We start from the raw sequence: 22,738 nt of genomic DNA on the forward strand, positions 1-22,738 counted from the left end.
TGTGGTTTTGCGGTGGTGAGAGCGTTGGGGAAACGCCCGGTCCCTTTCCGAACCCGGAAGCTAAGCCCGATTGCGCTGATGGTACTGCATGCGGGAGTGTGTGGGAGAGTAGGTCACCGCCGCAATTTTTTGTATATGAGGGAGCCTGTGTGCTTGAGCCGCCCTGGTGGGGTGGGGCTCGCACGCGGGCTCTCTTCTTTTTGTGCATTCACGGGCGGGTGTGTGGACCCGTGTGGCCGGCTGTGTGCCCGCCCGGTTCGGTGTCTAGGTCACTTCTGTGGGGGTGCCTGGTTGGGCGTGCTTGGTCGGGGGTGGCTCCACACGTGCGTGCGTGGTAGCAGAACTCGTGGGTTTTGCTGCCACCGGCGCGTGTGTGGAGCCACCACCAGACCCGGAGGCATGGAGCTCAGGCGTCGGAGGCCGTGAACCGGGTGTTGCGGTGCTGCGGGTTCTGCAGCTCGTCCAGGATCGCGATCGCCATGGTCCCGTTGGTCGTATGGGACTTCCCATCGGCGGCGAACATCAGTTCATCACCACCGAGCTTGGGCGTTGTGGCCTCGCCGGGGATGAAGGCATCCTGCGGGCTGGCACCCACCCAATCGACGCCCTCGACCGTGCGCAGGTAGTCCAGCTCCAACTTCTGCTGGCTGGGAATGTTGATCCAGGCCTCGGAGCCGGGTACCTTGGCGATGTCCTCGACGTGGAAGTGCTTGTCCTCGCCGGCCAGCAGGGAACCCGCGCCCAGGATGAACACCAGACGCGGCTTCGTGGCACCCGCGATCGACACCAGGTGCTTGGCCAGTTCGATGTGCTGTTCGGCCAGGTCGGGCGCAGTGGCGAAGGCATCGACGATGGCGTCGAAGCCCTCCACGTCTGCAGACGTCAGCGCGAAGGCGTCGACAACCTGCACCTGTTCGCCCGAGGCGCCCAACACATCCTGCGCCTTCTGCGCATCGCGCACCAGAGCGACGACGTCCTCGCCGCGCTTGACTGCCTCCTTGTAAATGGCTGACCCGGCCATGCCGGTCGCGCCGATAACACCGATCCGCATATCGTCCTCCTCGGTTCTGCGGCCCGAACCCGGATGGCCGGACCTCTCCAGAGAAAGGAACGTGTGAGCATCGGGGGCTATTCCGCACCCTCGGAAATCTTCAGTGAAAACCGCCTCGCCTCGGCCGGATGGCCGACGCCCGACGGCCGAGGATCGGTAGGCTGTGCTCTATGGACAAACCCTTTGCGCCCCGGCCAGACGCTGCCACTTCGAATCGCACCCTGGTGGTCGAGAACGTCCGCCCGTGGGGCGGTGCCCCGACTGACCTGTACATCGTCGACGGCGTCTTCAGCGCCACTCGTCCGGCCGGCACCGGTCACGCGACACAGGGGACCCCTGGCACTGGCGGTGCCGGACGGGCGTCGCAGGCCGGCCCCGGTGCCGCGGCCTCGGCTGCCACCGTTGTCGACGGCCGTGGGCTGTTGGCCCTGCCCGGCTTCATCAACGCCCATGCGCACGTCGACAAGAGCTGGTGGGGACAGCCGTGGGAGCCCTACGGTGGCGAGGCCACGACGCAGGGACGCATCGCCCACGAACGCTCGGAGCGCGCGCGCCTCGGCATCCCGGGCATCGAACCCACCGAGGCGGTGCTGCGCGAGTTCCTGCGCCACGGCACCACGGCGACCCGTACCCATGTCGACGTCGACCTGGGTGTGGGACTCGACGGGATCGCCGCCGTGCGCCAGGCGGCTGCGAATCTGTCCGGCGCGGTCGATGTGCAGATCATCGCCTTCCCCCAGGACGGCGTGATGCGCCGGCCCGGAGTGCTGGACCTGTTGGATCGCGCGGGCGCCGAGGGCGCGGACTACATCGGCGGGCTGGACCCCTGCGCGATCGACCGCGACCCGGTGGGGCAATTGGATGGGATCTTCGCGATCGCGGACCGGCACGGTTGTGGCTTGGACATCCACCTGCACTCTCCTGCGGAGCTGGGTGCCTTCGAGTACGAGCTCATCATCGAACGGACCAGAGCGCTGGGCCTGCAGGGGCGGGTCAACGTCTCCCACGGTTTCGGGCTCGGCGACCTGCCCGCGGCCCGGCAGCAGTCGCTGGTCGAGCAGTTCGGGGAACTCGGCATCAGCTGGTCGACGGTGGCGCCGGTGAAGGCCGCACCTCTGCCCTGGCGGGACATGGCCGCCCACGAGGTTCCGATCGGCCTGGGCACCGACGGCATCCGCGATCTGTGGTCGCCGTACGGCGACGGGGACATCCTGCGCGTGGCGTGGGAGTTCGCCCGGATCCACGGGGTGCGCTATGACGAGGACTTCACCGAGGTCGCGCGCCTGGCCGGCTCCGGTGCGGCGCGTTTCGTGGGGCGCGAGGTCCACGACCTGGTGCCCGGCGCGGTGGGGGACCTGGTGCTCATCGACGCCGAGAACGTGCCCGATGCCCTGGTCCGGGTGCCGCGGCGCGAACTCGTGGTCTCCGGCGGCCGAATCGTCGCTGAGGCGGGCGAACCGCTGATCTGACCCGTCACCTCGGCCCCGCGTACACCCGGAGTGGCTCCACAATGACATGCGTGGCTCGAAAACTCATGAGTTATCGAGCCACACATGCCATTGTGGAGCCACTGATCAGATGGGGCGCTTGAGTAGTGGGTAGCGCAGTCTGGTCCCCCACCGTGGGGGAGGGTCAGTGCCGCGGACTGCGTTTGGGTTTGCGGCGCAGAATGCGCTGGCCGATGAACCAGACGAGGAAGGCCAGCACCGCGAAGATCACGATCTTCTGGAAGACGTCGGCGTACTCCTCGACCACGTGCCAGTTCTCGCCCAGGTAGAAGCCGGCGCATACGAAGATCGTGTTCCAGATGGCCGAACCGAGGGTGGTCAGCAGGGTGAAGCGCAGCAGGGACATGCGGGTGACGCCGGCGGGAATCGAGATGAAGCTGCGGAAGATGGGGACCATTCTGCCGAAGAACACAGCCTTGGGCCCGTGCCGGTCGAACCAGGCCTCGGTCTTCTCCACGTCCTCGACCTTCACCAGCGGGATCGCGCCGAACAGCTTGCGGGTCCTCTCGCGCCCCAGCCAGGCTCCCAGGCCGTAGAGCATGAGCGCTCCGACCACAGAACCCAGGGTGGTCCAGAACAGGACCCCCGGCAGGGTGAAGGAGCCCCGGCTGGCGGTGAAGCCGGCCAATGGCAGGATCACCTCGCTGGGCAGCGGCGGGAACAGGTTCTCCAGGGCGATGGCCAGTCCCGCTCCCGGGCCACCGAGTCTTTCCATGAGCGTCACTGCCCAGTGGGCGACGGCGTTCATCTCCATACCTACGAGCCTACCGGGCCCGCGGCAGGCCCCCGGCCGATTCACCGACTGTCGGTATGTGAGGGTCTGGAGAATACACGGTGAGCTTCCGGGACTGAACCGGCCTGTTCGCTCCCCGGACATCAACTCCCGGCCCACCCACCGCCGGCCCACCCACTGTTGAACCGGCGTTGGCCCTGTGTTGGCCCCGTGTTGGCCATGGCGTCGCCCGGTACCCGGCCGGGTGTCAGTGTGGCGGGCTAGTCTGGGGGGCATGAGCACGAATCATCTAAGGAATGGAGACGCCCTGCCCCGCACCCACACCACAATCGATGCCACAGACCCGGCCTCCGGCAAGGACACGACCGCAGCAGCCCCGGACCCGGCCCAGCGAATCGAAGCGGGGATCGCGGAACTGATTGCGGCCTCGGGCGCGACGAATCAAAAGGATCTGGTCCGGCGGATCATCAGGACCGGGCTGGGCCTGGGCGGCGACGGCGCTCGGCGCCTCGACGCGAAGATCGCGGCGGCGGCGATTGAGGAGATGCGCACCGCCTTCAACCTGTTCGCCCCCTACTCAGGCGTCCGCAAGGCCACGGTCTTCGGATCGGCCCGTACCCAGCGCGACGATCCGCTGTGGAACGCGGCCGAGAATGTGGCGGCGACCCTGGCCTCCCATGACTGGATGGTCGTCACCGGCGCCGGACCCGGCATCATGGAGGCGGCGGCGACGGGTGCTGGGGTCCAGAACTCGCTGGGCGTCTCGATCCGCCTGCCCTTCGAAGAACAGCCCAATCAGCTCATCACCGGCGATGAGCGCAGTGTCTCGATGAAGTACTTCTTCACCCGCAAGCTCATGCTGGTCAAGGAATCGAGTGCCTTCATCTGTCTGCCCGGGGGATTCGGCACGCTCGACGAGACCTTCGAACTGTTGACCCTGCAGCAGACCGGCAAGTCCGAACCCGTGCCGATCGTGCTGCTCGACCGACCAGGAGGAACCTTCTGGCGCGGTTTCGAAGAATTCGTGCGCAAGGACATCGAAGCATACGGGATGATCACGCCCGGTGATCTGGACCGGGTGCTCATCACCGATTCAGCCGAGGCCGCAGGAGCCGAGATCGCCCGCTTCTGGCGCAATTACGACAGTCTGCGCTGGGTGGGGGACCGCCTGGTGCTCCGGCTGCGGCACACTCCCACCGACGCCGAGGTCGCCGACCTGTCCCAGCGCTTCGCCGGGTTGACGCACGAAGACGGGGCCATCGCTCGGACCGAGCCGCTGCCGGCCGAGGTCAGGGATGAGGATCGCCTGGACCTGCCGCGGATCGTGTTGCGCCCCTCGCGCCGGGCGGTGGGCGAACTGCACCGGATCATCCGGGCGCTGGCCGATCTGCCCAGCGCTCAGGGCTAGGGAAACCGCGAGGCGGAAACCGCTGGGGCGGGTAGAGAAACCCGTTCAGGCGGCCAGTCCGTGGATGGCGGTCATCGGCATGGGCGCCCAATCGGCGAACCAGGCGGCCGGGCGCATGAGCAGCGGACAGTTATTGCACTCATCAGGTGCGCACTGCGTGCTGCGGGTCCCGAACGGGGTGCGGATCTTCGTCGAATCGCGAGTCACCACGGCCTCGCAGGAACCGTCGAGGACCGTCATGATCGCGGAGTCCAGCTGGGCCAGGACGGCTTCGGAGCCCTCATCGCAGGCGTTGCAGCCGCACTCGGGCAGCACACTGATGGGGGTGATGCGATTGCCCATGCCCACGATGATGCCGGGGGTCAGACCCTCTTCGGCACCGGTGCGGGCCAGGGTCAGGGGAGCGGCCCCGCGGCGCGCCGGACGCAGGACCGTCACGGAGACGGGCCGGGCGCCGGGCTGGGCGGCCCAGTCCATTGCCGCGCGCTGGGCAGGCGTCGCAACCTGGGCCCAACCGTTCTTCGCGATGACCTGTTCCCATGCCGCGGCACGCGACCACAGGATGCGGAAACGGTCCAGGTCGTCATAGCGGCTGTAGGAGGAGAACGGGGGTGCGGTGTAGACGCCGGACCGATTGACGTGGGGATTGCGCCAGGCGGCACCGGCGACTCCGAGCTCTGCGGAGACCGTATCCACCTGGGTCAGGATGGCCTGCCAGGCGGGAGAAACGCCGGCTAGGCGATCCAATGTGATCTGCTCCATGCCCCCATTGTATATAGCCTGCCCTTGCCGCGGGAACCCTCCCCTAAGTTCCTCTCCTCACACGCTCGCACTCAGCGGTGCTGGGCGGGGTCCGCGTGGTGGGCGAAGATGCGGCGGGCGGTCAGATCTCCGCCGGTGAGCACTCCGGACCGGCCCAGCAGCCGTCCGCGCTCCCAGTTCGACAGGCCTAATTCGGTCTCGCCCAGGGCGTACTGGCCGTCGACCCAGCGGGTGAAACCATCGCCCACGAACGGCGCGTTGACCCCGGCGCGGAAGCGCTCATGGGCCTCCGGCGATTCGCTGATGAGCGAGGCGACGAACTGTGGACTGTAGGCGTTGAACAGCTCGACCGCCTCGTCCATGTCCTCGACGACGACCACGCTGAGCTCCGGCGTTCCCTCCCACTCCCACTCATGGCCCAGCTCGTCGATCGGCAGCACGGTGATGCGCGGCTCTGCCACGACCCCCTCGGCGCGCACGACGTCGATCGTGTCCGTCGACTCCGGTGCAGAGCCCAGGCCCAGCGGCGCGCCACTGCCCGCCGCCACATGGATACGGGCCCGTGCGCCGGGGCGCAGCCCGGCGGCCGCCCGGTCGGCCGCCTGCACCAGCAGGGGCAGGAGTTCCTCTGCCCTGGCGCGGGAGACCGCGGCCACGTTCAGCGTATTGCAGACCTTGCGGTCCAGGGAGTTGCACACCACTGCGGCGAAGCGCTCGGCATCGGCGTCGAGGTCCGCATACAGCCAGGCGCCGCCGGTGCCATGGGCCGACACCGGGATTCCGGCCTGCTGGGCCACGCTGGACAGCTCGGCGACGGCCCGCCCGGAGCCGCGCACGACGGCCAGGGAGACGCGCCGGTCGCTGAACAGGGCGTAGCCGGCCGAGCGCTCACGGCTGGGCACCAGGCTCAGCGCGCCGGCCGGCAGCCCGGATTCCGCCAGGGCCGGGGCAAGCGCGTGGTCGACGATCGCCTGTGCCGTGTGCAGGGCGTCCCCGCCGATCCGCAGCACCGCGGCGTTGCCGGTGGCCAGTACCCCGGCTGAGTCGGCGAAGACATTGGGGCGGCCCTCGAAGACGAAGCCGATGACGCCCAGCGGGGCGGTCACCGTTGCGACCTGCCAGTCGCCGTGGTCGACGAAGTCGAGTTCCTCGCCTGCCAGGCCCGACTGGCCCGCCTCGACCTGGGATTCGACCAGATCGGCCCAGGCCTCGAGGCCTGCGACCATGTCCTCGCGCATCCGCCGATCGACCCGCAGGCGGGTGGTGGAGCGGCCCAGCACCTGGGCGCGGTCGACGTCGGCGGCATTGGCCGAGGCGATGGCATCCCAGTGCTCGACGAGGCGTTCGGCGAAGACCCGGTAGAACTTCACGACGCGGGCGGCCGGGGTGGTGCGCAGAGCTGCTGCGGCCTTGGCGGCCTGGTCCACGCAATCGGTCACCAGCGCGTGCACGTCCGCGGTGACGTGCAGCAGATTGCCGGTCGACTGCACGACGTACAGCCGGTCGCCGGGCTGGAAGGCTGCGGCGAGTTCGGGGGAGACGGTGGAGAAGCGGTCTCCGCCGAAGGGGACGGGCTGACCGGCCTGCAGGGATTGAAGAAGTGGCATATCACCAGTCTACGGTCCCCACCGGCAGGCCCCCGCGCCCGTGGCCCCTGCCCCGCCCGTCCCGACCGCCCGTGGATCTCAGTCCGCGGCGTCGGCCCTCCGCAGGTCGACTTTGCGGACCTTGCCGGAGGCGTTGCGGGGCAGGGTGTCGACGAAGACGAGGTCCTTGGGTTGTTTGAAGCGGGCCAGGCGGTCGTCGAGCCAGGTGCGCAGTTCGTCCAGGGTCAGCTGGGCTCCTTCGCGCAGCGCAACGGCGGCGATGGGGACTTCGCCCCAGCGTTCGTCGGGGCGGCCGTAGACGGCTGCTTCTAAGACGGCTGGGTGGTCGAAGAGGACGTTTTCGACTTCGGTGCAGTAGATGTTCTCGCCGCCGGAGATGATCATGTCCTTGGCGCGGTCGACGATGTAGAGGAAGCCCTCGTCGTCGGCGCGGACGAGGTCTCCGGAGTGGAACCAGCCGCCGGTGAAGGCTTTGGCGGTTTCTTCTGGTTTGCGCCAGTAGCCCTGCATGAGGTTGGGGCCCTGGTAGACGAGTTCGCCGACTTCGCCTGGGGTGACATCGTTCATCGCCGGATCGACGATGCGCGCGGCCATCGTCGGGATGGGCTTGCCGATCGAACCGATCTTGCGCACCGAGTCCTCGGCGTCCAGGGAACAGGTCACCGGCGACATCTCGGTCTGTCCGAAGGCCGCGGTGACCTCGGCGTCGGGGAAGGTCTCCTCCATTGCCCGCAGCACGGATTCGCTGGCCGGGGCCGCGCCCCAGCTCAGGTGTTTGAGGTTGAGCCGCCACGGTTCGCCCTTGACCTCGCCAGGGCGTCCCGGCTTGCCGCGGGCGACCGCCTGGCAGATCGCCTGCCATTGCTGGGGCACGTTGAACACGACGGTGGCCCCTTCGCGCTCATAGGTGTCGAGCAGGTCCACCGGGTCGAAGCCGCCCAGCGGGTAGACGATGGTGGGCGCCCCGCTGACGAGGTTCGCGGCGACCTGGCCCCAGGCCGCGATGTGGAACAGCGGAGCGGTCAGGATGACGACGTCCTGGCGCGGGTCGGTGCGCCCGGAGTTCGTGGTGCCGGCCTGGGCGAACATGTTGATGTGGTCGAGCATTGCGCCCTTGGGCCGCCCGGTGGTTCCGGAGGTGTACATGATGAGGCAGACGGTGGACTCCGCGACATCGACGGCGGTGAACCCCGCAGGGTCCTCGGCTGCCAGGGCTGCGAAGGATTCGGTCGGCAGCCCGCCGATCGCCTCGAGTGCGCCGGCTGCGGTACCGGCCTCGGCACCTGCTGTGGTTTCCGCGGCCGAGGCCGCCGCGGCGGCCTGCCCTGCGTCGCCCGCCGCGACCCCGCCAGGGTCGACGACGATGATGCGCCGCAGCCGCTCGCTGATCCCGGTGACGCCGGCGACCAGTGGGGCCAGCGCCCGGTCGACGATGATCGTATCGGCGTCGGCGTCCTCGACGATATAGGCGATCTCCGGCGGGGTGAGGCGGGCGTTGATGGGGACGGCGATGCCGCCAGCCCGGTTGACGCCAAGCACGCCCAGGATCGCCTCCGCATGGTTGAGCGTGAGCAGGACGACGCGGTCGCCGGTTTGCAGTCCCCGGCGCTGTAGTGCCGCGGCCAGGGAGTCCATCCGCGCGTTCAGCTGTTCCCAGGTGGTGGTGTGGCCATCGGCCTTCAGTGCCGGTTCGTCCGGGGCCATGAGTGCATGGATGCGCACCTGGTTCATCCAATGATTGCGGCGCACCCAGGCCGGGATCAGGCCGGTGTCCCCGGTGGAGGTCCCCTGACGGGTCGCAGGGTCGGTGTGGTTGGTGCTCATATGTACCTCGTCGTACTCGATCCACTGGAACAGTCGTCCTTGACTGTTTTCCAGTGTTCCACATCACATGACGGGATGCCAGTGTTCCAACGCACCGGGGCCCGGGAGCCGACAACTGTCGGCCCCCGGGCCCCGGTGTAGAGGAAGTGGCCGGCTCAGCGGCCGGCCACGGAGCCTCAGCGCGCCGGCTCGAGCTCCTTGTTGAGCTCGGCGACAACCTCCTCGGCCTCCTCCGGCGAGGTGGCCGAGGGGGTGGAGCCCCACAGTGGCTTGCCGTTGGACTCCGGGGTGAAGTGCACGGACACCAGGCCCAGGACGCCGGCGGCCATCAGGTAGATGGCCGGCCACATGAGGAAGCCGGTGGCGCCGATGAGCGAGGTCATGACCACCGAGGTGGTGCCGCCCAGCAGCGAGATCGAGACGTTGAAGGAAATCGCCGAGGCCCCACCGCGTAGCTTCGTGGGGAACAGGCTGGGCAGGGTCGACGGGATCGTCGCGGAGAAGCAGATGAGGCTCAGGCCCATGATGAGCAGGCCGATGAGCACCACGATGTCATTCGAACCGCGGACCAGGATGACCGCTGGGATGGACAGGACGATCATGCCGATGGCCCCGGTGCGGATCACGGCCTTGCGCCCGAACCGATCGGAGGCGTGGCCGAAGACCGGGATGAGCACCAGGCAGACGGCCATGACGATGATGAGCAGGATCTGGCTGGACATATTGGAGATGCCGGCCTTGCCCTCGATCTCGGCGACCATCGGGAAGTAGGAGGGCATGAAGGCCGTGACCATGTAGTTCGCGATGTTCCAGGCGGCCACCAGGCCACCGCCCACCAGCAGGTTGGGCCACAGCTTGAAGATCTCCTTGTAGGCGTTCTCCTTCTTGGCCGGCTGTCCGGTGTTCTGCTGTGCGGCCTCGGCCTTCTCCTGAGCCTCGAAGGCGGGGGTGTCGCCCAGCTTGGAGCGCAGGTAGACGCCGACCAGGCCCAGCGGCAGGGCGACGAAGAACGGGATGCGCCAGCCCCAGGTGTACAGGAAGTCCTCGGAGGACACGGCCTGCATGACCGTGGCCATGGTCGCGCCCATAACGTAACCGCCGAAGGTCCCGACCTCCAGCAGGCTGCCGAAGAAGCCGCGGCGCCTGTCCGGGGCGTATTCGGAGATGAAGGTCATGGCGTTGCTGTACTCGCCACCGGTGGAGAAGCCCTGGACCAGGCGGCAGGCCAGTAGCAGGAACGGGGCCAGCATGCCCACGGTCGCGTAGTCGGGCAGCACGCCGATCATGAAGGTGCCGGCCGCCATCATGATCATGGTGATGGCCAACACCTTGTTGCGCCCGATCTTATCGGCCAGGGGGCCGAAGAACAGGCCGCCGAACGGCCTGACCAGGAAGGCCACGGCGAACAGGCCGGCGACGATGATGTGGCCGACCAGGCCGGAGTCCTTGGGTAGGAAGATCCCCTCGATCACAACGGCCAGATAACCGTAGACGCCGAAGTCGTACCATTCGGTCACATTGCCGATGGCAGCGGCGTTGATGGCGCGCTTGATCTCCTTGGGCTCGGTGACGGTGACGTCCTCGGCCTTCCAGGGCTTCTTCCTTCTATGCGGACCGAACATGCTTCCTCCTAGCAACCAGAACCAGGGCGGCGAGGCGGAAACTACAGCGCGCGGACCACGTCGACGCGGCGCTGAAACCGGGGCACCGGGGCAATAATCGCCGGCCGGTGCACTGTTTGATCCGGGACCTTCCCGGTACGCTCAAAGGATCTGTTCCTCGACGAAGCGCAGCCTCCCTGTTCCCTGGGTGAACACTTGCCTGTCCGCAGTGGGGCCGCCGGTGAAAAGGCGGATTGTGCCACGGAACTTCTGTCTCCACTTTAGATCACCGGGTTTTCAATACAAGTCACCCGGCCCTTATTCCCGCGCTTCCACCCCCTGGATCCCAGACGCCGCAAGGGTTCTCCCCTTTCGGTAAGAATAATCACATGCTATGTCAGCGGTGCCGGGAACGGGGTGGATTCGGCAGGGGAGTCTGTTCGATCACAGGACGATGAACGCCAGCCAGACCGCAACGGGCACCACCACCACACAGGCCATGCCCCAGATCATCATGCCGCGGAAGGTCTCGTCCTTCTTTGACTCCTCGGTATTGGCCACGACCAGTGCGCCACCGGTGGAGAACGGCGAGGAGTCCACTGCGGAGGCCGCCACACACATCGCGATGGTGAACCCGGTGACCGGCAGGCCGCCGGCCAGCAGGAGGGGAGCGGCCAGAGGGGCCAGGACCCCGAACAGTGCGTTCGTCGAGGCGAAGGCGGAGACGACGCCGGCGATGTACATGAGCACGAGGGCCGCCAGCAGTGGGGCGCCGATCCCGGCCACGCCGCCGGCGATGGTGTCGACGACGCCGGCTTCCTGCAATACCCCGACATATGTCACGATGCCGCCGATCAGCAGGACGACGTTCCATTCGATCCGGGCCACCGCGGCCTTCGCGTCCCCGGGGTAGATCAACAGCAGCACGACCGCCGCGACGATCGCCAGGAAGCCGACGTCGAGCCGGGCGAACAGGCCCAGGCCCAGGATCGCCGCGAACAGCACGACGGTGATGGTGTTCTTCGCGCCCCAGGGAGTGGCCGGGGCCAGAGACGGATCGGCGGTGCCCGAGGCGGCGGGGGCCTCGGACACCGCGCCGGTAACGGCGGTGCCGGCGGTTGCGGAACCGGCGGAGCCCGCCGTGCCCGAGGCGGCCAGGACCCGGGCGCGGGAGTTCCGTTCCGCGCGCTCGCGGCGGATCAGGCCCGGCCCGCCCAGGACCAGGAAGGCCACCGCCTGGATCACCGCATTGGCGATGAAGGTCCAGATGAAGACGCCGGTGGGGTCGACGTCGATGTGCTGTTTGGACAGCACGGTGTTGACGATGTTGAAGTACACGGCCACCGGCGAGAAGCCGCCGGCATTGGTGCCGTTGAGCACGGCCAGGCCCATCAGCAGGGGAGAGATCCGATAGCGCTGCGCGAAGGCCTGGCCCAGCGGGATGAGGATCGCCACGACCGCCGTGGACTGGGCGCCCGAGCCCACGATGAGGGCCGAGAGCAGGAAGAACACCCACGAAATGGCCCAGGCATGGCCGCGGGTGGCCCTGATCGCCGCGTGCACCACGTGGTCGACGGTGCCGTTGAGTTTGGCCAGGCCGAAGAAGAAGGTGACGCCGATGAGGATGACCAGCAGCTTGGTGGGGAACTGGGCCGCGATGTCCTCGGCCTCCTGGTGGAAGTAGAAGGTGCCGACCAGGAAGGCCGCGGCCAGGGCCACCAAACCCATGTTGATGCCGCGCCACATGGCCAGGACGAAGATGATGACGAGGCCGGCCACGCCGACGATTTCCGGAAGCATGACTCCACCTTAGCCCCACCTTAGTGTCATGTGCACATTAAGTGTGTCACCAGATGCCGGACGAGCCCCGCCGGTGGGAGTCCAGCAGATGGGTGTCGACGATGCCGACGGCTTCCATCAGCGCGAACATGGTGGTGGGGCCGACGAACCGGAATCCCTCCTTCTTCAGTGCCCTGGCCAGGGCGACGGACTCCGGGGACGAGGTCGGGATCTCGGCCAGGGTGCGCGGGGCCGGCGTGGTGTCCGGTTGGAAGCCCCAGACGAAGTCCGCCAGCCCGCCCCGCTCGCGCAGGGCCAGGGTGGCCCGCGCATTGTCCAGCGTCGCGTCGATCTTCATCCGATTGCGCACGATCCCGGCGTCGGCCAGCAGCGCGGCCCGTTCCCGGTCGCCGAAGCCGGCCACGGCCTCGGGGTCGAAATCGGCGAAGGCCGCGCGGAAGGCAGGGCGCTTGCGCAGGATCGTCGCCCACGACAGACCGGACTGGAAGGCCTCCAGGCTGAGGCGTTCGAACATGCCGCGCTCATCGCGCACCGGCATGCCCCATTCGGTGTCGTAGTACTCCCGCAGCAGCGGGTCGGTGGCCGCCCAGGCGGGGCGGCGCAGGCCGTCGGCGCCCACTACCGTGTTGGTGTCATCGCCGGTGTCATCGTGTTCCATGCTCACAGCCTCCATGCTCACAGCCTACGGCTCGGCTTTTCGCCGGTGTGAGCGTTTTCACGGGAATACACCGACGAAGAGCTATAGCGCGTGTCCGAATCGCTGTACGATGAAAACGCCCAGGCAAGGCTTAGCAAAGCCATGAGCACGTTTACATGGCTGTCTATGGCTGCGTTACCGGCCAGGGAAGGAACCCGTGCTACCCACATTCGTCATCGGTTTGCGCGAAGGCCTCGAGGCCGCGCTCATCGTCAGCATCGTCGCTACCTTCCTCAAACGCCGCGGCGAATCGCTGAAGGCCATGTGGTGGGGCGTCATCGCCGCCATTCTCATCTCCATCGCCGTGGGCGTGACCCTGGAACTGGTCGCCCAGGCGCTGCCGCAGCGCGAACAGGAGATGTTGGAGACCGTCATCGGCGCGGTCGCCGTCATCTTCGTGACCACCATGATCCTGTGGATGCGCGACCATGCGCGCAGCATGAAGACGGACCTCGAGCAGGAAGCCGACGCGGCCCTGGCCAAGGGCAAATCCTCCCGCGCCGGCGGAGGGGGCCGGGCGATGGCGCTCATGGCCTTCCTCGCCGTGCTCAAAGAGGGCTTCGAATCCGCGGTCTTCCTGCTGGCGACCTTCCAGGCCTCCAGCTCGGTGGGCCCGGCGGCGCTCGGCTCCGTGCTGGGCTTCGTCCTGGCCGCGCTGATCGGCTGGGGCCTGTACACCGGCGGGGTGCGGATGAACCTGGGCCGCTTCTTCAAAATCACCGGCCCCTTCCTGGTCTTCGTTGCAGCCGGCCTGGTGGTCAGCTGCCTGCGCACCGCCCACGAGGCCACCTGGATCCAAATCGGCCAACAGCGCACCGTCGACCTGAGCTGGCTGGCCCAGCCCGGCACCATCCGCTCTGCGCTCATCACCGGCGTGCTGGGCATTCCAGCCGATCCGCGCGTGATCGAGGTGATCGGCTACTTCCTATTCCTCCTCCCGATGCTCGCGGTCCTGCTCTGGCCGGCCCGCTGGACCCCCGGCCCCGCCCTGGCCCCGCGCGTGTCCTTCGGCTTCGCCGCCGGACTGGCGCTGGTGGCCATCGGGATGGCGGCCTTTGTGCGCCTGCCCGCGGCCGAGGTCCCCGCCAGTCGGGTGACCACGGCAGATGGCAGCGAACTGAGCTTCGAGCAGACGGACGACGCGCACGCGAAACTGACCGTCGGCGGGCAGGGCGGATCCGAAGGGTCCGGCAGCTCCGGCGGGCAGCGTGGCTCGGGGGACGCCTCGGGCACCACGAGCTATGAGTTCGGTCCAGACGATGTGAGCACGAGCAGTGGCAGCACCGCCTTCCGGACCTGGAAGACGAGCCGCGAACCGGACCTGGGTGCCGCGAAGAAGCAGCGGCTGACGATCGACCAGCTGCTCGAGCTCAACGGGGGCCGGCTGCCGGTGGGCGTCAACGCCCAGCGCAATCCGGGCCCGTTCACCGCCGAACTCGCCGCCGGCGCCAACGCCAGCGTCACCACCTACGACGGCGGCATCGTCGACGCGCAGGTCGCGCCGAACACGATCGTCAAACTCTCCGGCGGTGGCCTGGAGACCCAGAAGGTCATCACCCTGACCGGTGGGGCCGCCGGCCTCGATCCCGAGGCCGCACAGGCCACCAAGGACGGGATCACGGGCGCCAAACTGCAGGCCAAGGAGCTCATGCTCTACAAGGTCTGGCTGCCGGTCGTGCTCGTCCTCGCCGCCCTCTACGCCGGCTATGTGGGCTACAGCCAACGCCGTCAACTGGCACGCAGCACCGCCACCGCAGAACCTTCCACCCGAAACGGTTCCTGAGGGCATCCGAGCCCCCGAGAACCCCGAACCCCTGAAACAAGGAGACACTATGAAGAGCAAGCTCAAGGCCATCGTGGCCTCGGCGTCCCTGGCAGCCGTGTCGCTGTCCCTGGCCGCCTGCGGCACCGGCGGCGGCGACGGCGCCAAGGCCGCCGGCAGCGCCTCGGCCGGTGCCAACACCGTCAACATCACGATGGAGAACAAGGACGGCAAGGACGTCTGCACGACCTCGGCGACCGAGGTGGCCGCCGGGCCCACGACCTTCAACGTGGAGAACAAGTCCGCGTCCTCGATCATCGAGGTCGAACTGCTGCAGGAGAACCGGATCCTGGGCGAGAAGGAGAACCTGGCGCCGGGTCTGGCTCCTGTGTCCTTCAGCGTCAACCTGGACGGCGGGGACTACGAACTCTACTGCCCCAACGGCGACCCCGAGGAGATCGACTTCAAGGTCACCGGCGAGGCCGTCAAGCCCAGCGGCGACACCCGCACCCTGCTGGAAGCCGGCGCCAAGGACTACGGCGCGTACGTCCAGGACCAGGTCGGCTACATGGTCGACGCGACCAAGAAGCTCTCCGAGGCCGTCGACTCCGGCGATGTGGACGCGGCCAAGAAGGCCTACGCCACTGCCCGTCCGTTCTACGAGAAGGCCGAGTCCGCCGTCGAACAGTTCGGCAACCCGAAGGACAATTCGCAGTTCCTGGACTACCTGATCGATATGCGCGCCTCGAACATCGACAAGAAGGTCGGCTGGTCCGGCTTCCACGCGGTCGAGCGCGATCTGTGGAAGTCCGGCAAGATCACCGACGGGACCAAGAAGTACGCCAAGGACCTGGCGGCGAACACGGTCAAGCTCGATGACATCGTCAAGAAGCTGACCTACACGCCCGAGGACCTGGCCAACGGCGCCGCCGGCCTGCTCGAAGAGGTCCAGACGAACAAGATCACCGGTGAGGAGGAGGCCTTCAGCCACCTCGACCTGCTGGACTTCCAGGCGAACGTGGAGGGCGCGGCCCAGGCCTTCAGCAACCTGAAGCCGGGGCTGGAGAAGATCGACGCCGACCTGGTCAAGCAGATCGACGAACAGTTCAAGAACGTCGACACGACGCTGGACGGCTACCGCGACAAGTCCGTGCCGGGCGGCTTCAAGGCCTGGACGCCGGAACTGCGCAAGTCCGATTCGAAGAAGCTGTCGCAGTCGGTGCAGAAGCTGCAGGACCCGCTGGCCAAGCTGGCGGAGAAGATCGCAACCCACCAGGGCTGATCTGCCGGTCCCCTAGGCCGGGCGCCCGCACCTTTTCGGTGGTACTCGCAAGTCGGGTGCCCCTCGGGTCGGGTGCCCGCGCCTTTTCGGTGGTACCACTTGCGTTGGGTGGCAGCAGATGCGCGCGCATCTCGTGCCACCCAGCGCAAGTGGTACCACCGGCGGGTTTTGAATCGGGTTTTCTAGGATGGTGAACATGACGAAGAGCGAGGATTCCGGACCCGCCGGATTCGGCCGGCGCGGTCTGCTGGCCGGAGGAGTCGGCGGACTGGTGGTCGGCGGCCTGGTCAGCGGGGTGTCCGTGGCTACCACCCGGAGCGTCGGCGGTGACTCTGCGGGGGCCTCGGGCGAGGACACCGTGCCGTTCTACCGCACGGCCGGCGGCCCGCTGGGCCAGGCCGGGGTGCAGACCCCGCCGCCGCAGTACTCGGTCTTCATGTCCTACGACCTGGACATCGCCACGGGGCGCGAGCTACAGGTGCTGCTGGCCCGCTGGTCGGCGGCGATCGCCACACTCATGCAGGGCAAAGCGCTGTCGGTGATCGAGCCGGAGCGCGCCAACGCCCAGCCGCTGGACTCCGGCGAGGCCAAGGGCCTGCCCGCGGCGAACCTGACGGTGACGCTGGGGCTGGGACCGGGGATCTTCGACAAGCGCTTCGATCTGGCATCCAAGCGGCCCAAGCGCTTCAAGAACCTGCCGGAGTTCTCCTCCGATGCGACCCTGGACAAGGACTATGTGGGTGGGGACGTATGCCTGCACGCGTGCTCGGACGATCCGCAGGTGGCCTATCATGCGATCCGCGTGCTGACCCGGATGGCCAGGACCCAGGCGACCACGAAGTGGACGATCATCGGCTTCGGCCGGGCCTCGGCCCAGGCGGGCCAGGACACCCCGCGCAACCTGTTCGGGTTCAAGGACGGGACGCGCAATGTCAAGACCGATGAGCAGTTCAAGCAGTGGGTGTGGGTCGACGACGACGATGTGGACTGGATGCAGGGTGGGACGTACCTGGTCAGCCGCAAGATCGAGATGAACCTGGAGACCTGGGACGCGGACCCGATCGACGACCAGAACCGGATCTTCGGTCGGCACAAGGACTCCGGCGCACCGCTGACCGGGCACGGGGAATTCGATACCCCGGACTTCGCCGCGGCCGGCGAGGATGACGGCACCGCGATCGCGCACCGCTCGCATATCGCGCTGTCGGCCCCGGAGAACAACGACGATGTGATGATCCTGCGCCGGCCGTACAACTACACCGACGGCCTGAACGAACGCGGGCTGTTGGACGCCGGTCTGCACTTCCTGGCCTATGTCAACGATCCGGAACACTATGTGCGCCTGCAACAGCGCCTGGATTTCGGGGATCTGATGAACGAATACGTGTTCTACCGCGGCACCGGCCTGTTCTGCCTGCCCCCGCGCCCGGCCGAGGGTCGCTACATCGGCCAGGAACTGTTCGACTGAGCCCTTCTGAGGTCCACTACGTCGTTCCACTACGTCCCGAAATGTCGATATATCGGGGTTTCGGCCCGGATTTCGACAATTCGGGACGTAGTGGAACTTCTGGTGAGGGGTGGAAGAGTGGCATAATAGTTTTCTTATGTCTGCACCGTCCGCATCTTCTGCGTCTTCTGCTTCACACGCCGCGCCCACGCTCAATATGGGCGTGATCTGGGTGTTGCTCATCGCCGCCTTCGTGGCGATCCTCAACGAAACGACCATGGGGATCGCGATCCCGCACCTGAACCGGGACCTCGGCCTGTCGCCGGAACTGGGCCAGTGGCTGACCAGCGGTTTCATGCTCACCATGGCCGTGGTCATCCCGATCACCGGCTACCTGCTGGAGCGCTTCACCACCCGCCAGGTGTTCATCGCCGCGATGGTGGCCTTCACCGTCGGCACTCTGCTGTGCCTGGTGGCCCCCGGCTTCGTCCTCCTGATGACCGGTCGTGTGGTCCAGGCGCTGGGCACCGGTGTGATGATGCCCTTGCTGATGACGACGATCATGAACATGGTGCCCGCCGCATCGCGTGGGCGGATGATGGGCCGGGTCGGCCTGGTCATGTCCCTGGCTCCGGCGATCGGCCCGACCCTGGCCGGCGCCGTGCTCAACGCGCTGAGCTGGCGCTGGCTGTTCGGCATCATCCTGCCGATCGCGATCATCGCGCTGTTCGTGGGCGCCAAGTGGCTGAGCAATATCGGCGAGATCCGCAAGGCCCCCTTCGACGTGTTGTCCGTGGTGCTGTCCGCGCTGGCCTTCGGCGGGATCGTCTTCGGTCTCAGCCAGTTCGGTAGTGGCCAGGTCGAACTGGCCGGCTCCGTGCTGGCCGCCGGCATCGTGGCCCTGGCCCTCTTCGTCTGGCGCCAGATCGCGCTGACCCGCCGCGAGGCCGCACTGCTGGACCTGCGCGTGTTCCGCAGCAAGAACTTCACGATCGCGGTCATCATCATGGCGATCGTGGCGCTGGCGATGTTCGGCACCCTGACCCTGCTGCCGCAGTATCTGCAGAACGTCGCAGGTCTGTCCGCGCTGGTCTCCGGCCTGATCCTGCTGCCGGGCTCGTTGCTGATGGGCCTGCTGGGCCCGATGATGGGTCGGATCTACGACGCCCGGGGCCCCCGCACCCTGCTGGTCCCCGGTTCCGTGGCCGCCACCGCGGTTCTGTTCTACTATGCGACGTTGACCGAGCACACCTCCTGGGTGCTGCTGATGATCGCCCAGACGATCCTGTCGCTGGGCCTGGCGATGTGCTTCACCCCGCTGTTCTCAGCATCCCTGGGTTCGCTGGTCAAGCGCCTGTACTCGCACGGGTCCGCGGTGCTCAACACCCTGCAGCAGGTCGCCGGCGCGGCCGGCGTCGCCCTGCTGACGGTCACCTATTCCGGCATCCTGGCTGCGGGGACCTCGCGCGGCCTGTCCGTGCCCGAGGCCGGGGCCCCGGGTGCACGTGCCGCCTTCCTGATCGCCGCGGTGGTCGCTGTGGCGGCGGTCGTGCTGTCCTTCTTCGTGCGTAAGCCGGAGGAAGACGAGGACGGCGCCGCGGGCCCGGCTGCCGGTGGTGCAGGGCATCCCGAGCGCGAGGTGATCTGAGGCATTCGGTCGTATCAGCGGCGCTGCGTGTGAGCCTAGGTGCGGGTGGATCTGCGGATGTGTGGCTTTGCAGACGGGCGGCCACTCCGGTGCCCGCGGCCCTGCAGCCGTGGACCGAAAACGACCACGCGGTGAAACGCGGGGGAACGCCGTCCGGCTGCAAGTAGGCTTGTGGCATGGAGCTTTTCGATGATGACAGGATCACAGCCGAACTGACCCCGGCACATGCGGTTCGCACCATGCTCGCGGCCGTGGCCGAACACGGCCGCGGTGGACTAGAGGCGCCCAGCCGGATCAACGTCGACGTGGACCCGGTGGGCGCCGACCGTCTGGTCTTCACCACCGGCGGGACGTCCGAGGTGCTGGGCTACCGTGCCTATGTGCGCCCCAAGCTCAGTGCTCCGCAGGAGGTCGTCGTCGCCCACAGTGCCGTGACCGGCAGCGTCGATGCGGTGTTCGTCGGGACCCTGTTGGGGCCGCGGCGCACGGGTGCGCTCGGGGGAGCGGCGCTGAGCCTGGCCGCGGGCTCCCTGGGTGCGGGTTCGGTGACCGTGGCCGTGATCGGCTCGGGCATCCAGGCGTACCACCAGCTGTGGGCCCTGACCGGGGTCGACGGCCTGCACACCGGCGAGGTGCGCATCTACTCGCCGAACGTCGAGCACAGGAACTCCCTGGCCGAGCGCGCGCGGAGCGAACTCGGTCTGGCGCAGGCGAGTGCCGCCTCGGACGCGCGCGAGGCCGTCACCGGAGCGGACATCGTGCTGTGCGCGACGACGGCGGACGAACCCGTGCTGGCAACCGACTGGTTGACGCCGGACGCGATGGTGCACAGCCTGGGCACCGGGGCGGAGCTGCCGGCCGATCTGGCCCACGACGCGTTCCTCTACACCGATTCGCCCGCCCAGTACGATCAGGGCGCCGGCTCGCTGCCGGGACTGGAGATCGCCTCGTTGGGCGAGATCGCCACCGGCCGGGCCGAGGTCCCCGCGACCGGGCACCGGATCTTCCTCTCGCGGGGGCTGGCCGGCACCGAACCCCTGTTGTTGCACTCGCTACTGGGGTGATTGGGCCGGGCCCGGGTCATTACATGCGCAAACCTGCAGCACATACGCATAGACGCGTATGTGCTGCAGGTTTGCGCATGCGATGCGGGGAGGCAGACGGTCCGGGCCTCAGGCCGCTGGAATGTAGAGGTCGAAGGTGCCGTCGAGGGAGACCTCGGCTATGGGGTGCCCGGCGAGGGTGACGACGGCGCGCCGGGTGGAACCATTGTCCACGACGTGCATGTCGACCAGGCCCGGGGCGATGGGTGAGGCGACCGGTAGGTGAGTGGCCTGAATCGGGCCCGTGGTCCGGCCCGGATCGGTGGTCGAAGTGGCCAGCCCGGAAGCGCCGCGGGCCGAGGCCTGCCCGGACGCGCTGCGGACCATGAGGTTCACGGCGTGGCAGGGGCGCTCCAGCGCCAGCAGCTCCACGGGCTCGGAGCCCGAAAAGCGCACGGCCCGGCCCGGCGCCACGGCGGTCCGGCGTCCGGAGATGCTCAGGACCACCGGACCGTCGGCTGCCACGAAGGTGCGCGCTACTCCGGGCAGCGCGGAGAACGGGGCGGGCGCGAGCAATTCGGCCACGCTCAGCCGCCACTGCAGCGGGGCTGCCCCAGCCGAGGCCACGGCTGGGATAGCCGGGACCTCGGCCCTGCCAGACGCCTCGGCACGGCCTGCCCGGCCGGGCACCGGCGTACTCGGCGGGCCCGGCAGCTCGGATGATTCCGCGTAGCCGATCAACTCGGTCGTCGTGCCCGCGCCATTGGCCCAGGGTGCGCCGGCCAGCTCGGCGAAGCGGCGGGCCGGGTGGGCTCGGCCGTCGGCAATCACCGCGTGCTTCCGAAAGCACTCGCGCGGTCGTCCACGAGGTCGATCACCCGTCGGCCCCTGCACGCATTCACGAAACGGTGTTCGCTCATGAAGCGGTGCTGGCTCATGAAGCGGCGGCCGGCTCGGACACCTTGGCCTCGGAGGGCTCGGCGGTAGCCGCAGCCGGGGTGGCCACGTCCGCGGAACCCGCGGGCACCTCGGCCGCCGGATCCGCGCTCGCAGCACCTGCGGCAGCGCCGCCGAGCGTGATGGTCCGCGGCCCGCCCTGCGCATGCTGATGGTAGCCGTCGAGGAACTCCTCGAGCCGGTCCAAGGCCTCGGACAGCATTTCGACCGAGGGCAGGGTGACGAGCCGGAAGTGGTCGGGCGCGGTCCAGTTGAAGGCGGTGCCGTGGCTGACCAGGATCTTCTGCTCCTTGAGCAGGTCCAGGGCGAAGCGCTCGTCGTCGACGATGCCGAACTTCTCCACGTCCAGCTTGGGGAACAGGTAGAGCGCGCCCTCGGCGGGTTCGCAGCTGACCCCGTCGATTTCGTTGAGCCGCTTGCAGCTGAAGTCGATCTGCGCGCCCAGCCGGCCGGTCGGCAGGACCAGGGCGTCGATCGACTGATAGCCGCCCAGCGCCGTGGCGATCGCGTGCTGGGCGGGGACATTGGCGCACATCCGCATATTCGCCAGCAGTTTGATGCCCTCGATATAGCTGGTGGCCTTCCAATTGGGGCCGGTGATCGCCAGCCAGCCCGAGCGGTAGCCGGCCACCCGGTAGGCCTTGGACAGCCCGGAGAACGTCAGGCACAGGACGTCCTCCCCGGTCAGCGTGGCCATATTGGTCATCTGCGTGCCGTGGTAGGTGATCTTCTCGTAGATCTCGTCGGCGAAGATGAGCAGTTCGTGTTCGGCGGCCAGCGTCACGATCTGCCGCAGCGTTTCCTCCGAATAGACCGCACCCGTGGGGTTGTTCGGGTTGATGACGACGATGCCCTTGGTATTGGGCGTGATCTTCGCGCGGATGTCCTCGACATCGGGCATCCAGCCGTTGGACTCATCGCAGGTGTAGTGCACGGGGGTGCCGCCGGCCAGTGCGACCGAGGCCGTCCACAGTGGGTAGTCCGGCGCCGGCACGAGGATCTCATCGCCGTGGTTGCACAGGGCCTGCAGGCTCAGGGTGATGAGTTCGGAGACGCCGTTGCCGATGTAGACGTCGTCGGAGGACAGATTGTGGATGCCCTTCGTCTCGTAGTACTGCACGATCGCGCGGCGCGCCGAGGGGATGCCGCGCGAATCGCTGTAGCCCTGCGCGGTGGGCAGAGCCTTGATCATGTCGACGAGGATCGCATCGGGGGCCTCGAAGCCGAAGGGTGCCGGATTGCCGATATTGAGTTTGAGGATGCGGTGGCCGGCTGCCTCCATGCTGTCCGCGGCGTCCAGGACCGGGCCGCGAATGTCGTAGAGCACATTGGCCAGCTTGTCCGACTGCTTGAACATGGGTGGGAACTCCTCGGTTGTCTGCGTGGTGGCCGCGTCCGCCGGTCGGGGTGCGGCGGCATGTCTTGCTGCCGTCCGGCCCGGCTCCGAACCGCGTCCAGTGTGACGGTCCGCGCCCCAGCCTACGCGCAACGTCGTTGCACAACCGCATTCCAAAAGGTTCGACCTGGGTGCCTTTGGCGCGCTGGCGCGGCAGCACAAAGGTTCCGGGGGCCGAGGTTCCGGCCGGGACCTCGGCCCCCGGACGCCGG

The 22,738-nt window shown here is 67.9% G+C and carries 17 protein-coding genes and 1 rRNA gene; 8 read left to right on the forward strand and 10 right to left on the reverse strand.

Going from position 1 to position 22,738, the window contains the following annotated elements; all coding sequences use genetic code 11:
• The first annotated feature begins 8 nt into the window (after positions 1-8).
• Positions 9-125: ribosomal RNA gene (gene rrf / locus NQ038_RS07975) — 5S ribosomal RNA — on the forward strand.
• Between the two features lie 281 nt (positions 126-406).
• Here rrf and NQ038_RS07980 read toward each other — a convergent pair.
• Complete coding sequence (locus tag NQ038_RS07980; RefSeq protein WP_257059978.1) at positions 407-1,051, reverse strand: NAD(P)-dependent oxidoreductase; 645 nt, start codon at positions 1,049-1,051, stop codon at positions 407-409.
• A 170-nt stretch (positions 1,052-1,221) separates the two neighbouring features.
• Here NQ038_RS07980 and NQ038_RS07985 point away from each other — a divergent pair, with 170 nt between their 5' ends.
• Positions 1,222-2,520, forward strand: coding sequence for an amidohydrolase (locus NQ038_RS07985; protein WP_257062334.1), 1,299 nt, complete (start codon positions 1,222-1,224; stop codon positions 2,518-2,520).
• A 163-nt stretch (positions 2,521-2,683) separates the two neighbouring features.
• On the opposite strand, the gene NQ038_RS07990 is transcribed toward NQ038_RS07985, so the two are convergent.
• Positions 2,684-3,313: a DedA family protein gene (locus NQ038_RS07990; protein ID WP_257049923.1), complete on the reverse strand. Its 630-nt coding sequence runs from the start codon at positions 3,311-3,313 to the stop codon at positions 2,684-2,686.
• A gap of 253 nt (positions 3,314-3,566) precedes the next feature.
• Here NQ038_RS07990 and NQ038_RS07995 point away from each other — a divergent pair, with 253 nt between their 5' ends.
• Positions 3,567-4,700 carry a TIGR00730 family Rossman fold protein gene (locus NQ038_RS07995; protein ID WP_257062336.1) on the forward strand — a complete coding sequence of 378 codons (1,134 nt, stop codon included), beginning with the start codon at positions 3,567-3,569 and terminating at the stop codon, positions 4,698-4,700.
• 45 nt (positions 4,701-4,745) lie between these two features.
• On the opposite strand, the gene NQ038_RS08000 is transcribed toward NQ038_RS07995, so the two are convergent.
• The 6 genes from NQ038_RS08000 to NQ038_RS08025 form a co-directional block, all read right to left on the reverse strand.
• Positions 4,746-5,462 carry a DUF6226 family protein gene (locus tag NQ038_RS08000; protein ID WP_257049925.1) on the reverse strand — a complete coding sequence of 239 codons (717 nt, stop codon included), beginning with the start codon at positions 5,460-5,462 and terminating at the stop codon, positions 4,746-4,748.
• A 71-nt stretch (positions 5,463-5,533) separates the two neighbouring features.
• Complete coding sequence (locus tag NQ038_RS08005; protein WP_257062337.1) at positions 5,534-7,069, reverse strand: aldehyde dehydrogenase family protein; 1,536 nt, start codon at positions 7,067-7,069, stop codon at positions 5,534-5,536.
• A gap of 78 nt (positions 7,070-7,147) precedes the next feature.
• Positions 7,148-8,893: an AMP-binding protein gene (locus NQ038_RS08010; RefSeq protein ID WP_257062338.1), complete on the reverse strand. Its 1,746-nt coding sequence runs from the start codon at positions 8,891-8,893 to the stop codon at positions 7,148-7,150.
• 176 nt (positions 8,894-9,069) lie between these two features.
• Complete coding sequence (locus NQ038_RS08015; protein WP_257049928.1) at positions 9,070-10,515, reverse strand: MFS transporter; 1,446 nt, start codon at positions 10,513-10,515, stop codon at positions 9,070-9,072.
• A gap of 423 nt (positions 10,516-10,938) precedes the next feature.
• Positions 10,939-12,294: an SLC13 family permease gene (locus NQ038_RS08020; protein WP_257062339.1), complete on the reverse strand. Its 1,356-nt coding sequence runs from the start codon at positions 12,292-12,294 to the stop codon at positions 10,939-10,941.
• 46 nt (positions 12,295-12,340) lie between these two features.
• Positions 12,341-12,967, reverse strand: coding sequence for a DNA-3-methyladenine glycosylase I (locus NQ038_RS08025; RefSeq protein WP_257049930.1), 627 nt, complete (start codon positions 12,965-12,967; stop codon positions 12,341-12,343).
• Between the two features lie 181 nt (positions 12,968-13,148).
• Between NQ038_RS08025 and efeU the strand changes: the two genes are divergently transcribed.
• From efeU to NQ038_RS08050, 5 genes are all read left to right on the forward strand, one after another.
• A complete protein-coding gene (gene efeU, locus NQ038_RS08030) occupies positions 13,149-14,774 on the forward strand; it encodes an iron uptake transporter permease EfeU (protein WP_257049931.1) in 1,626 nt (541 codons plus the stop codon).
• Positions 14,775-14,823: 49 nt separating this feature from the next.
• Entirely contained in the window at positions 14,824-16,035 is a 1,212-nt protein-coding gene (efeO, locus tag NQ038_RS08035) for an iron uptake system protein EfeO (protein WP_257062340.1), read from the forward strand.
• 196 nt (positions 16,036-16,231) lie between these two features.
• Positions 16,232-17,503, forward strand: a complete 1,272-nt coding sequence (locus tag NQ038_RS08040) for a Dyp-type peroxidase (protein WP_257062341.1) — start codon at positions 16,232-16,234, stop codon at positions 17,501-17,503.
• Positions 17,504-17,639: 136 nt separating this feature from the next.
• The gene (locus tag NQ038_RS08045) at positions 17,640-19,130 is read left to right on the forward strand and encodes an MDR family MFS transporter (RefSeq protein ID WP_257049934.1); all 1,491 of its coding nucleotides are present in this window, start codon (positions 17,640-17,642) and stop codon (positions 19,128-19,130) included.
• Between the two features lie 176 nt (positions 19,131-19,306).
• A complete protein-coding gene (locus NQ038_RS08050; RefSeq protein WP_257062342.1) occupies positions 19,307-20,194 on the forward strand; it encodes a hypothetical protein in 888 nt (295 codons plus the stop codon).
• 108 nt (positions 20,195-20,302) lie between these two features.
• On the opposite strand, the gene NQ038_RS08055 is transcribed toward NQ038_RS08050, so the two are convergent.
• Positions 20,303-21,004 carry a HutD family protein gene (locus tag NQ038_RS08055; RefSeq protein ID WP_257049036.1) on the reverse strand — a complete coding sequence of 234 codons (702 nt, stop codon included), beginning with the start codon at positions 21,002-21,004 and terminating at the stop codon, positions 20,303-20,305.
• A gap of 103 nt (positions 21,005-21,107) precedes the next feature.
• A complete protein-coding gene (locus tag NQ038_RS08060) occupies positions 21,108-22,487 on the reverse strand; it encodes a pyridoxal phosphate-dependent aminotransferase (protein ID WP_306427853.1) in 1,380 nt (459 codons plus the stop codon).
• Positions 22,488-22,738: the final 251 nt, after the last annotated feature.

Source organism: Brevibacterium sp. 50QC2O2 (assembly GCF_024580675.1).
Classification (GTDB): Bacteria; Actinomycetota; Actinomycetes; order Actinomycetales; family Brevibacteriaceae; genus Brevibacterium; species Brevibacterium moorei.

Bases quoted from the DNA above. Each gene is read 5' to 3' on its own strand.
- efeO (WP_257062340.1), top strand. From the start codon at position 14,824: ATGAAGAGCAAGCTCAAGGCCATCGTGGCCTCGGCGTCCCTGGCAGCC.
- NQ038_RS08060 (WP_306427853.1), bottom strand. From the start codon at position 22,487: ATGTTCAAGCAGTCGGACAAGCTGGCCAATGTGCTCTACGACATTCGC.
- NQ038_RS08045 (WP_257049934.1), top strand. From the start codon at position 17,640: ATGTCTGCACCGTCCGCATCTTCTGCGTCTTCTGCTTCACACGCCGCG.
- NQ038_RS08010 (WP_257062338.1), bottom strand. From the start codon at position 8,893: ATGAGCACCAACCACACCGACCCTGCGACCCGTCAGGGGACCTCCACC.
- NQ038_RS08025 (WP_257049930.1), bottom strand. From the start codon at position 12,967: ATGGAGGCTGTGAGCATGGAACACGATGACACCGGCGATGACACCAAC.
- NQ038_RS07985 (WP_257062334.1), top strand. From the start codon at position 1,222: ATGGACAAACCCTTTGCGCCCCGGCCAGACGCTGCCACTTCGAATCGC.
- NQ038_RS08015 (WP_257049928.1), bottom strand. From the start codon at position 10,515: ATGTTCGGTCCGCATAGAAGGAAGAAGCCCTGGAAGGCCGAGGACGTC.
- NQ038_RS08050 (WP_257062342.1), top strand. From the start codon at position 19,307: ATGGAGCTTTTCGATGATGACAGGATCACAGCCGAACTGACCCCGGCA.
- NQ038_RS07995 (WP_257062336.1), top strand. From the start codon at position 3,567: ATGAGCACGAATCATCTAAGGAATGGAGACGCCCTGCCCCGCACCCAC.
- NQ038_RS07990 (WP_257049923.1), bottom strand. From the start codon at position 3,313: ATGGAGATGAACGCCGTCGCCCACTGGGCAGTGACGCTCATGGAAAGA.
- NQ038_RS07980 (WP_257059978.1), bottom strand. From the start codon at position 1,051: ATGCGGATCGGTGTTATCGGCGCGACCGGCATGGCCGGGTCAGCCATT.
- NQ038_RS08040 (WP_257062341.1), top strand. From the start codon at position 16,232: ATGACGAAGAGCGAGGATTCCGGACCCGCCGGATTCGGCCGGCGCGGT.
- NQ038_RS08000 (WP_257049925.1), bottom strand. From the start codon at position 5,462: ATGGAGCAGATCACATTGGATCGCCTAGCCGGCGTTTCTCCCGCCTGG.
- NQ038_RS08005 (WP_257062337.1), bottom strand. From the start codon at position 7,069: ATGCCACTTCTTCAATCCCTGCAGGCCGGTCAGCCCGTCCCCTTCGGC.
- NQ038_RS08020 (WP_257062339.1), bottom strand. From the start codon at position 12,294: ATGCTTCCGGAAATCGTCGGCGTGGCCGGCCTCGTCATCATCTTCGTC.